This window comes from Burkholderia sp. YHN3-13, assembly GCF_055810675.1.
Genome location: NZ_JBVVNQ010000012.1, coordinates 169,187 through 180,859, shown reverse-complemented (window position 1 = coordinate 180,859; position 11,673 = coordinate 169,187). Strand labels below are relative to the sequence as shown.

Genomic DNA, 11,673 nt, shown 5'->3' with positions numbered 1-11,673 from the left:
CCCTGCATGTCCCTCGACACGAACAACGTCCGCCAAGGCGGCTGCGGCTCGGGCCAATGCGCGTGCAAGAGCGCCGCTCAGGCGCGTGCCCGCGATCCGTTCGACGATACCGACTACGGCACGCCGCAACGGCATGCCGACACCGACGTCACGCTCGAAATCGACGGTCAGCCGGTGACGGTGCCGGCCGGCACATCGGTGATGCGCGCGGCGATCGAGGCCGGCGTCAACGTCCCGAAGCTCTGCGCAACCGATTCGCTCGAGCCGTTCGGCTCGTGCCGGCTGTGTCTCGTCGAGATCGAAGGCCGGCGCGGTTATCCGGCGTCGTGCACGACACCCGCGGAAGCCGGCATGAAGGTGCGCACGCAGTCGGACCGGCTGCAGTCGCTGCGTCGCAACGTGATGGAGCTGTACATCTCCGACCATCCGCTCGACTGCCTCACCTGCCCCGCCAACGGCGACTGCGAATTGCAGGACATGGCGGGCGTGGTCGGGCTGCGCGAAGTGCGCTACGGCTTCGACGGCGCGAATCACCTGAAGGACCGCAAGGACGAATCGAATCCGTATTTCACGTACGACCCGTCGAAGTGCATCGTCTGCAACCGCTGCGTCCGCGCATGCGAGGAAACGCAGGGCACGTTCGCCCTGACGATCGCCGCGCGCGGTTTCGAATCGCGTGTCGCCGCGGGCGAAAGCGAATCGTTCATGGCATCGGAATGCGTGTCGTGCGGCGCGTGCGTCGCCGCATGCCCGACGGCCACGCTGCAGGAAAAATCCGTCGTGCAGCTCGGGCAGGCCGAACACTCGGTCGTCACGACCTGCGCGTACTGCGGTGTCGGCTGCTCGTTCAAGGCCGAGATGAAGGGCACGCAGGTCGTGCGCATGACGCCGCACAAGAACGGCCTCGCCAACGAAGGCCACGCGTGCGTGAAGGGACGTTTCGCCTGGGGCTACGCGACGCACAAGGACCGCATCACGAAGCCGATGATCCGCGAGAAGATCACCGACCCGTGGCGCGAAGTGAGCTGGGACGAAGCCCTCACGTATGCGGCTACGCAATTCCGCAAGCTGCAGCAGAAGTACGGCCGTGACTCGATCGGCGGCATCACGTCGTCGCGCTGCACGAACGAGGAAACCTATCTCGTGCAGAAGCTCGTGCGTGCCGCGTTCGGCAACAACAACGTCGATACCTGCGCGCGCGTGTGCCATTCGCCGACCGGCTATGGTCTCAAGACGACGCTCGGCGAATCGGCCGGCACGCAGACGTTCGCCTCGGTCGGCCAGGCCGACGTGATCGTCGTGATGGGCGCGAACCCGACCGACGGCCACCCGGTGTTCGGCTCGCGGATGAAGCGCCGCGTGCGCGAAGGCGCGAAGCTGATCGTGATCGACCCGCGCCGCATCGACGTCGTCGACGGCCCGCACGTGAAGGCCACGCACCACCTGCAACTGCGCCCCGGCACCAACGTCGCGATCGTCAACGCGCTCGCGCACGTGATCGTCACCGAGGGGCTCGTCGCCGACGCCTTCGTCGCCGAACGCTGCGATACCCGCGCATTCGAGCAATGGCGCGAATTCGTGTCGCGCGACGAGAATTCGCCGGAGGCGACCGCCGACGTGACGGGCGTGCCGGCCGAACGCGTGCGCGAAGCCGCGCGCCTCTATGCGACGGGCGGCAACGCGGCGATCTATTACGGGCTGGGCGTCACCGAACACGCGCAAGGCTCGACGACGGTGATGGGCATCGCGAACCTCGCGATGGCGACCGGCAACATCGGCCGCGAGGGCGTCGGCGTCAATCCGCTGCGCGGCCAGAACAACGTGCAGGGGTCGTGCGACATGGGCTCGTTCCCGCACGAACTGCCCGGCTACCGGCACATCAGCGACGCGGTCGTGCGCGCGCAGTTCGAGCAGGCGTGGTCGGCCACGCTGCAACCGGAACCGGGGCTGCGCATCCCGAACATGTTCGACGCGGCGCTCGACGGCAGCTTCAAGGGGCTCTACTGCCAGGGGGAGGACATCGTCCAGTCGGACCCGAACACGCAACACGTGGCGGCCGCGCTGTCGGCGATGGAATGCATCGTCGTGCAGGACATCTTCCTGAACGAGACCGCGAAATATGCGCACGTGCTGCTGCCGGGTTCGACGTTCCTCGAGAAGGACGGCACGTTCACGAACGCCGAGCGCCGCATCTCGCGCGTGCGCAAGGTGATGCCGCCGCTCGCGGGCTACGCGGACTGGGAAGTGACGCTGCTGCTGTCGCAGGCGCTCGGCTACGACATGCACTACACGCATCCGTCGGAAATCATGGACGAGATCGCGCGGCTCACGCCGACCTTCTCGGGCGTGTCGTACGAGAAGCTCGACGCGCTCGGCAGCATCCAGTGGCCGTGCAACGAGCACGCGCCGGACGGCACGCCGACCATGCACATCGACGCATTCGTGCGCGGCAAGGGCCGGTTCGTGATCACCAAGTTCATTCCGACGCCGGAGAAGGTCACGCAGCGCTATCCGCTGATCCTGACGACGGGCCGCATCCTGTCGCAATACAACGTCGGCGCGCAGACGCGCCGGACCGAAAATGTCCGGTGGCACGAAGAGGACCGCCTCGAGATCCATCCGCACGACGCCCAGGATCGCGGGATCCGGACCGACGACTGGGTCGGCATCGAATCGCGCGCCGGGCAGACGGTGCTGCGCGCGCTCGTGACGGAGCGCATGCAGCCGGGCGTCGTATACACGACGTTCCACTTCCCGGAATCGGGCGCGAACGTGATCACGACCGACAGTTCCGACTGGGCGACGAACTGCCCCGAATACAAGGTGACGGCCGTGCAGGTGCTGCCGGTCGCGCAACCGTCCGACTGGCAGCGTGCGTATGCGCGTTTCAACGCGGAGCAGATCGACCTGCTCGAGCGCCGCGCGGCCACGCCCGACACCGTGACGACAGGCAAGTGAGGCAGCGATGGATCAAGGACACCTGATCGACATGGCCAACCAGATCGGCGCATTCTTCGAATCGATGCCCGATCGCGACGAAGCGCTGGCCGGCATCGCCGACCATCTCCGGCGCTTCTGGGAACCGCGGATGCGCCGCGCGTTGCTCGCCGCGCTCGACGATCCGTCGAGCGAAGGCGCGCAACGCGCGGCACCGATCGTGCGCGACGCGGTCGCCGCGCATCGGGCCTCGCTCGCGCCCGCCGCCGCGAGCGTCTGACCGCACCGCTACGCGGACTGCGTCATGCCCGCGAACCAGGTTTCGCAGTGGCGCAGCAGCGCGTTCGCGTCGGTTGCCGTGCGCCCGCGCACGGCAACATAACCGTCGGGCCGCAACAGGTAGAACGACGGCCGCGAGCGGCCGTATTCCTGCGCCAGGCCGGCGGCGCCATCGCCTGCGGCATCGGTGACGCGCCACGCGCGCACCGCTTCCGGCATGATCCGTTCGAGCCCCTGCACGAGCGCCCGCGCGTCGGCCGGCTTCGGCGGCACCTCGCCGGTATCGGCATCCGCCGGTTCTTCCAGCAGCAACAGCGTGAAGCTCGCCGGATCGTGAAGATCGTATAACCGCGCCGTCCCCGGTGCGCGGCCGAGCGGCCCGTCGAGCACATGCACGAGTGCATCGGGTGCCCGCTCGCCCGCGCGCGGGCCGCCGTCGAGCACGTGCTCGAGCGTGAGCGGACTTTTCCGGTACTGCACGCCGAGCTCGCTGACCGTGCGCCGCACCGCGTCGCGCATCGGCCCGAACGACGCCAGCAGCGGTACGACATGATCGCGCAGCAGCCGCATCGCACCGCGCTCGGCTTCGACCATCTGCGTGACGAATCCGGTCTGCCGCAACACGTCGCGCTCGATCGGATGGCGTTCCGCGTGGTACGTGTCGAGCAGCCGCTCGGGCGTGCCGGCGCCCAGCACGCGCGCAAGCTTCCAGCCGAGATTGAACGCTTCCTGGATGCCGGTGTTCATGCCCTGCGCGCCGGCCGGGCTGTGGACGTGCGCGGCGTCGCCCGCGAAAAAGACGCGGCCGTGACGCAACCGGTCGACCATCCGGCTATGCAGGTGAAAATAGGACGACCACGCGAGATCGCTCGGGGAGATCGACACGCCGGCACGGTGACGCACGATCGCGTCGCACTCCGCGAGCGTCGGCGTCGGCGCATCGGACGACGCGTCGCTGCCGGGCGGACGGTCGGCCACGAGCCGGTAACGGCCGTCGCCCATCGGAAACAGGCCGGCCATGCCGTCGGACGACGTGAACAGGTGGATCTCTTCGTCCGGCCAGTCGGGGATCGCCGCGAAATCGGCAAGCAGGAACGTCTGTTCGAACGCCTGCCCGGCAAAGCCCAGGCCGAGCAGATGCCTGACCGTGCTGTGCGCGCCGTCCGCCGCGATCAGGTACGACGGCGCGAACGACTCGTCGCGGCCGTCCGCGTGGCGGATCGACACGTCGAGCGACGTGCCGCCCGCGTCGCACGCGGTCAGTGTCGCGCCGCGCTCGACCGTCACGCCGAGCTGCGCCAGGTGTTCGGCCAGCAGGCGCTCGGTGATGCTCTGATCGAGAAACAGCAGATACGGATAGCGCGTTTGCAGCGGATCGAAATCGAGCCGCGCGATCTCGCGGCCGTCGGCATGCAGCGCGGCCGCATGCGCGCGATGACCGAGCGCGAGAAACGGTTCGACCGCGCGATGCTGCTCCAGCAGCTCGAGCGTGCGCGCCTGGATGCCGATCGCGCGCGAATACGGCGCGGGCGCCGCGAGACGATCGATGATGCGCACCGGCACGCGGGCCCGCGCGAGGCTCATCGCCGCGGCGAGACCGGTCGGCCCCGCGCCGACGATCAGCACGGGCGGGATATCGGACAGTGTGTCAGCCATGAGAACCTCGATGACACGCGACCCTGCCAGTCTACGCCGCTCCGCGTGACGGGGCCATATGCCGACCGGCCGACCGGCGCCCCCCCCGCGCGGTGTGGGAAAATACGCGCTTTCCGTCAGTTTTCGCGTCATGGATTCCGCATTCGACCGGGCGTACGCCGCACACCGCGCAGGCCGCCTCGCCGAGGCCGAGCACGGCTATCGCAACGCGCTCGCCTCCGACCCCGCCAACGCCGACGCGCTGCACCTGTTCGGCGTGCTGCGGCACCAGCAGGGCCAGCATGCCGAAGCGGCCGACCTCGTCGGCCGCGCGGTCGCGCTGCGCCCGGACGATGCCGCGCTGCAGCTCAATCTCGGCAACGCGCTGAAGGCGCTCGGCCGGCTCGACGAAGCGATCGACCGCTTTCGCAACGCGCTGACGCTCGCGCCCGAATTCCCGCTCGCGCACTACAACCTCGGCAATGCGTATGCGGCGCTGCAGCGTCACGACGACGCGATCGATGCGTTCGGCCGCGCGCTGCGGCTCACGCCCGACGACGCATCGATCCACAACAATCTCGGCAACGCGCTGAACGCGCTCGGCCGCCATGACGATGCGCTCGCCGCGTTCGGTCGCGCGCTCGAACTGCGGCCCGGGCATGCGGGCGCGCACAACAACCTCGCGATGGCGCTGAACGCGATGGGCCGCGCCGACGACGCGATCACGCACTTCCAGGCCGCGATCGCCGCGCAGCCGCGCTTCGTCGCCGCGCATTTCAATCTCGGCAACACGTTCGACGCGGTCGGCCGGCATGCGGAGGCGGCCGCCGCGTTCGAAGCGGCGCTCGCGCTGCACCCGCCGTTTCCGCTCGCGCTGTTCGGGCTCGCGAACGCCCTGTGCGCACAGGGGCGCCACCGCGACGCACTGCCCTACTACGAGCGCGCGGTCGGTCTCGATCCGTCGTTCGGCCTCGCGTGGCTGAACCTCGGCAACGCGCATCACGCGCTCCGCGCATACGAGATGGCACTGCGCGCGTTCGACCAGGCACTGCGCGTCGCGCCCGATCTCACGCTCGCGCGGCTGCACCGCGCGGTCACGCTGCTGACGCTCGGCGACTTCACGCGCGGGCTGCCGGCCTACGAAGCGCGCCACGAGACGCCCGGCGCGACGTCGCTCGGCACGCTGCCGCGCTGGCAAGGCGAGCCGATTGCGTCACGCACGCTGCTGATCCGTGCGGAACAGGGGTTCGGCGACACGCTGCAGTTCGTCCGCTTCGTGCCGCTTGCCCGCGCACGCTGCGCGCACCTCGTGCTCGAAGTCCAGCCGGAACTCGTGCCGCTGCTGGCGCCGGCCGCGTCGCGCTGGCGCGTGACGCTCGTCGCACCGGGTGCCGCCAGGCCGCCCGCGGCGGATGTTGCCTGCACGCTGATGAGCCTGCCGTTCCTGCTCGGGCTGCAGCCGGACGACATCGTCGGCGGCTCGCGCTACCTCGATGCGCCCGACAGTGCCCGTCGGCGCTTTCGCGGCTCGCTCGGCGGGCAGTCGAAGCGCAAGTTCGGGCTTGCCTGGTCGGGGCGCCGGCAGGCGCAGGAAAACCGCTCGATGCCGTTCGATGCGCTCGCGCCGCTGCTCGCGCTGCCGGACATCGACTGGATCGTGCTGCAACCCGCGCTCGACGACGACGAACGCGCGCGCGTCGACGCGCATCCGCGCGTGCATCGCTTCGACGGCCGGTTGAACGACTTCGCCGACACGGCTGCGCTGATCGAGCGGCTCGACGGCGTCGTCACGATCGACACGGCCGTCGCGCACCTCGCGGGCGCCCTCGGCAAGCCGCTGTGGGTCATGCTGCCGTTCGCGCCCGACTGGCGCTGGTTCACCGGCGACGACTGCCCGTGGTATCCGCAGGCCCGGATCGCCCGCCAGCCCGCGCCGGGCGAATGGCTCGACGTCGCGGCCACGGTTGCCGGCCAGTTGCGACGCGACGCCTGAACGCAGACGAAAAAAGGGAGCGCGGTGCGCTCCCTTTTTCAATGCGATCCACGCGGCCCGTGCCGCGCGACGGAATGGTGCCCGTCAGGCCGCCTTATACTGGTTGCGCGCTTCGGACGTGCGATACAGCACGAGCGTCGCGATCAGCCCGCAGATGGCCGCCACGCTCAGCCACAGTCCCGGCGCCGCCTTGTTGCCGGTCTGGTGGATCAGCAGCGTCGAGATCGCGGGCGTGAAGCCCCCGATCGTCGTCGCCAGGCTGTACGCGAGCGAGAAGCCGGCCGTGCGCACGTCGGCCGGCATCACTTCGGTCAGCGCGACGACCATCGCGCCGTTGTACGACCCGTACAGGAACGACAGCCACAGCTCGACCGCGAGCAGCCTCAGGAACGACGGATCGCCGACGAGCCACAGCACGGCCGGGTAAGCCGTCAGCAGCGTCAGCACGGTGAACGCGATCAGCACGGGGCGGCGGCCGACACGGTCGGACAGCGCGCCGGACAGCGGCAGCCACACGAGGTTCGAAACACCGACGCAGACGGTCACGACCAGCGCGTCGAGCGACGACAGGTGCAGCACTTCCTTGCCGAAGGTCGGCGTATACGCGGTGATCATGTAGAACGACACCGTCGTCATGATCACCATCCCCATGCCGGCGACCACGACGCCCCAGTTGTCGAGCATCGAGCGCATGATCTCGCCCATCGTCGGGCGATGACGCTTCGCGAGGAATTCGTCGGTCTCCTTCAGCGAACGGCGGATCAGGAACAGGAACGGCACGATCAGGCAGCCGATCAGGAACGGGATGCGCCAGCCCCACGCGGTCATCTCCTCGGCAGGCAGTACGCGATTCAGCAGCACGCCGACGAGCGCGGCGAACACCACCGCCACCTGCTGGCTGCCCGACTGCCACGACGTATAGAACCCCTTGTGGCCCTTCGTCGCGATCTCCGACAGGTACACCGACACGCCGCCGAGTTCGACGCCGGCCGAGAAACCCTGCAGCAGCCGGCCGAGCAGCACGAGCACCGGCGCGAGCACGCCGATCGTCGCATAGCCCGGTATCGCGGCCACCGCGAGCGTGCCGATCGCCATCAGCCCGAGCGTCAGGATCAGCCCCTTGCGGCGGCCGTGATGGTCGATGTATGCGCCGAGCACGATCGCGCCGACCGGCCGCATCAGGAAGCCGGCGCCGAACACCGACAGCGACAGCATCAACGACGCGAATGCGTTGCCGCTCGGGAAATAGGTTTTCGCGATGGCCGACGCGTAGTACCCGTAGACCATGAAGTCGTACATTTCCAGGAAGTTGCCGCTGACGACCCGGAACACGGTGCGGACTTTCGATTCCTGCGCGATGGCGTGTGACGCTGTGGACATGTTTTTCTCGCTCAGCTCGGATGGCGCGAATGCGCGCCGCATGGACCCGGCGATGCGCGCCGCGCCGGGCCGGCGCGCACGGGCATCGCTGCCCGCCGGTGGCGCATCGCACAACGACGCTTGCACCGGCATGGTTCGCGAATGATGCCACGCGAAGCCGACATTTGCCTTGGAGCGCCGCTGTCGTTGCCTTCGTGGCATTCGCCTCGTACGAGTCGCCCTGAAACGGGCAAAAGAATCAGATTGATCTGATCGACCGGCCTTCGCCGGCTGACCACAATGTCACGATTTGCGACGACATGTCCGCGCCGCCCTCATGACCCACTCGCCTCTTGTCCCCGTCGAAGGCGCGCTCGCCCGCCCTCGCGTCGCCCCGCTCGACCACGTGCCGCCGTTCGGCCGCGATTGGAAGTTTCGCGGCGCACCCGGTGCACGGCCCAGCAAGAACTGCCTCGCGACGCTGACGACGTCCTGCATCGACGTCGACCGGCCGCACCGCGAGTGCCGCTGGCAGCCGACGACGGCGGCCGGATCGCTTGCCGCGCCCGTCGTCGCCGGCCGGCGCGTCCCGCGTCCTTCAGGCAACCGCCGGGACCGGCGCGCGATATACGCAACCTGCTGGAGCATCGGCGCGTTCGGCATCATCGGCTGGCTGATCGCCGCGCATGAACCGTTCACGGGTTTCGGGCCTGCATACGCGCTTCAAGCGACCGACGGTGCGCGCGACCATGCAACGTTTTCGACCGGTACCGTACGGGTCGCGCCGGTTCAGCCGGACACGCCGGCGCACACTTCACCGCGGCACACGGCAGCAGCGCCAACGGCGAAAACTGCGGCGCCGCGATCGGCCGCGCATCGCGATACGCGTCGCCCGGCGCCGCTTCAACCGCAGGCAAGCTCCGGTGTCCAGCGCGCTGCGACGCCACCACCGGCATCCCCGCATCGAACCGCCGGCTCGCGCATGGCAGCGGCGTCGGCCCGGACACCAGGCACCGCGCATGTGGCGGCGCGCCGTCCATCCGGCACCGAACCACCGCGCGCCCAAACACGCGATCGGCTCGCCCCGCCACCACATGCAACGGACACACGCGAAGCCGGCGCCACGCCGGACGATCCGCTCACGCTCATCGCGACGGCAAACGCGCTGCGCATCACCCAGCCTGAGCGTGCCATGCACGCCCCCGCCGCCGGGTTCGACTGGACGTCCCGGCTGTCCCACCGCCGACTGACCGATACGCCCGACGCGTTCGCACACTGACGACGCCCCATCCCGGACCCGCCCAACAAAAAACCCGGCGAAGATCGCTTCGCCGGGTTTCGGTCGTTTTCGCCGTGCGTCCGACGAACCGTTACTTGTGCGCGGGCAGCCCCGATTCGGTCTGCTTCTCGAGTTGCCGCACCTGCTCCTGCAGATCGCGCAACTGCATCTGCGCGGCACGCTTCTCGACCTGCAGCGCCTGCGTCTGTTCCTGCGCCGACTTCTGGCGCTGCGCGACTTCGGCCTGCTGGCTGCGCGCGACGCTCAGGTCCGCCTGCAACTGCTGCGCGCGGTTCGCCTGCAGCGCGATCACGCGTTCGAGAAAGGCTTTCTGCGCCTGCAGTTCGGTACGGCGGATCTCGATATCGGCGAGTTGCACGGTCTGCTGGACGAAGTTTGCGTAGACCATCTCCGCGCGGTTCTTTTCCTGCGACCGGATCACGCGCCACAGATTCTTGTCCTGGAACAGCGCGACGTAGTACGTCATCTCGCGCGGATCGAACATCAGGCTCGCGCCGTAGCTGCCGTTGTACGTCGTGCGCATTTCGACGATCCGGCCGTCGTGCAGCATCCGCGTCAGCTCGGCGACGTTGCCTTGCGCGGTTGCGTCCGTCGCGGCCGGCGCCGGCGCCTCGGCACCGCTCAGGCTCGTGACTTCCGGGCGCGTTCCGGCGACGGGTGCGGTCGCGTCGGCCGACCAGGCCGCGCCCGCTTGCGCGCAGGCAGCCAGCGCAACGATCCACGCAGCGCATCGTGCAGGGGAAATATTTCGGAAAGCCAACGTCGGACTCCGGCGAACGAATCGGAACTCGCGATTATCGTTCAAAAAGAAACGGCCGCATCTCGAATTTATCGGGAAGCGGCCGGCCTTCGGACAACGCCGGAAATACGGCTGGCTACAGACGCGTTTCACGCGCCGCGCGCAGGAATGCATCGAGCAGCGGCGTGCAGTCGAGCAACTCCGCGCCGCCCGCACGATGGAACTCGGGGTGCCATTGCACGCCGACGACGAACGGCGAACGACGGTGGCGGATGCCCTCGATGATCCCGTCGCCGGCCGACACGGCCTCGATGTTCAGGTCGCGGCCGAGATCGCGGATCGCCTGGTGGTGGATCGAGTTGACGATCGCTTCGCTGCGCCCGGGGAACATGCTCGCCAGCGTCGACGTGTCCGGGAAGCGGATCGCGTGACGATGCTGGTCGTAATGCTCGCTCACGTGCGCATTCGCGGTCGGCACATCGGTGGCGATGTCCTGGTACAGCGAGCCGCCGAACGCGACGTTGATCAGCTGGCAGCCACGGCACACGCCGAGGACGGGTTTGCCGGACTCGACGAATTCATGCAGCAGCTCGAGTTCGTACATGTCGCGCACGCGATCGCCCGGCCATTCGGGGCGCACATCCGAGGCCGCGTAGGTTTGCGGCGACACGTCGGCCCCGCCTTGCAGCAGCAGGCCGTCGAGATGCTTCGCGTAGTCGCGCAGACGGATGTTGCTCGGGTGGATCATCCCCTGGTGGCCGACGGTCGGAATCATGAACACGAGCACGTCGCGCGACATCACCCAGTGGGCGATCGATTCCTCGAGATACTGCAGCGTCTTGCCGCGCAGCCCTTTCGCACCCGGTTCCGGATGGAAGATCCGCGCCGACACGCCGATGCGCAGCGTGCGTTGCGTGATGCGCTGGCCGGCGCGATCGAACAGCCGGCGCGCCCGCGCCGCGACGATCCGGCCGAACACCGACCATGGCGTATCGCTCTGCTTCAGGTAGGCCGGCGGCGCATTCTGCGCGCTCGCGGGCGGCGGCCGCGACGTTTCGAAATCCGGCGGCGCACCGAAGCCGGGAGGCGGCGCACCCGGCTTCGGCGGTGCGACCGCGCCATCGGGGGCGCCGGGCGCACCGGGCTCGGACGCGGTTGTGACCGGCGACGCGCCGTCCACGGCGACGTTCTGCGCGGCGGCTTGCTCGGCCGGCGCATCGGGCGTTTTCGCCGGCTCGGGACGGAGGGAATCGGAGGAAGCGGAAGAGGTGCCGGGCAGACCGGCCGGGGAAGGCGTGTGTTCGCTCATGACGATGGTCTGGTACGTCGCTCACGCGTATGGATAGACGAGGATTCATTATGCTTCAGTGCACGATCGCGCGGCAAACCTGCAACATCCTGTCGCCATTGTTGCAAGTGGTTGCCGGCGGC

At 68.8% G+C, this 11,673-nt stretch carries 8 protein-coding genes; 4 read left to right on the top strand and 4 right to left on the bottom strand.

The window, feature by feature from the left end:
- Positions 1-6 precede the first annotated feature (6 nt).
- Positions 7-2,958: a formate dehydrogenase subunit alpha gene (fdhF, locus tag AC0KUR_RS25270; protein ID WP_034187415.1), complete on the top strand. Its 2,952-nt coding sequence runs from the start codon at positions 7-9 to the stop codon at positions 2,956-2,958.
- 7 nt (positions 2,959-2,965) lie between these two features.
- Positions 2,966-3,217: a formate dehydrogenase subunit delta gene (locus AC0KUR_RS25265; RefSeq protein WP_175028986.1), complete on the top strand. Its 252-nt coding sequence runs from the start codon at positions 2,966-2,968 to the stop codon at positions 3,215-3,217.
- An 8-nt stretch (positions 3,218-3,225) separates the two neighbouring features.
- Here AC0KUR_RS25265 and AC0KUR_RS25260 read toward each other — a convergent pair whose 3' ends face one another.
- Entirely contained in the window at positions 3,226-4,872 is a 1,647-nt protein-coding gene (locus tag AC0KUR_RS25260; RefSeq protein ID WP_473376556.1) for an FAD-dependent monooxygenase, read from the bottom strand.
- A gap of 130 nt (positions 4,873-5,002) precedes the next feature.
- On the opposite strand from AC0KUR_RS25260, the gene AC0KUR_RS25255 reads away from it, so the two are divergent.
- A complete protein-coding gene (locus AC0KUR_RS25255) occupies positions 5,003-6,844 on the top strand; it encodes a tetratricopeptide repeat protein (protein WP_175029322.1) in 1,842 nt (613 codons plus the stop codon).
- 84 nt (positions 6,845-6,928) lie between these two features.
- Here AC0KUR_RS25255 and tcuC read toward each other — a convergent pair whose 3' ends face one another.
- Positions 6,929-8,224 carry an MFS transporter gene (gene tcuC, locus AC0KUR_RS25250; protein ID WP_124669193.1) on the bottom strand — a complete coding sequence of 432 codons (1,296 nt, stop codon included), beginning with the start codon at positions 8,222-8,224 and terminating at the stop codon, positions 6,929-6,931.
- A 316-nt stretch (positions 8,225-8,540) separates the two neighbouring features.
- Here tcuC and AC0KUR_RS25245 point away from each other — a divergent pair, with 316 nt between their 5' ends.
- On the top strand, positions 8,541-9,482 hold the full coding sequence (locus AC0KUR_RS25245; protein WP_059557128.1) for a hypothetical protein: 942 nt from the start codon (positions 8,541-8,543) through the stop codon (positions 9,480-9,482).
- A gap of 91 nt (positions 9,483-9,573) precedes the next feature.
- Here the strand turns inward: AC0KUR_RS25245 and AC0KUR_RS25240 are convergent, their stop codons facing one another.
- Together AC0KUR_RS25240 and AC0KUR_RS25235 are read right to left on the bottom strand one after the other, a co-directional pair.
- On the bottom strand, positions 9,574-10,263 hold the full coding sequence (locus AC0KUR_RS25240) for a DUF2968 domain-containing protein (protein ID WP_473376555.1): 690 nt from the start codon (positions 10,261-10,263) through the stop codon (positions 9,574-9,576).
- 115 nt (positions 10,264-10,378) lie between these two features.
- Complete coding sequence (locus tag AC0KUR_RS25235; protein WP_124607781.1) at positions 10,379-11,551, bottom strand: type 1 glutamine amidotransferase; 1,173 nt, start codon at positions 11,549-11,551, stop codon at positions 10,379-10,381.
- Positions 11,552-11,673: the final 122 nt, after the last annotated feature.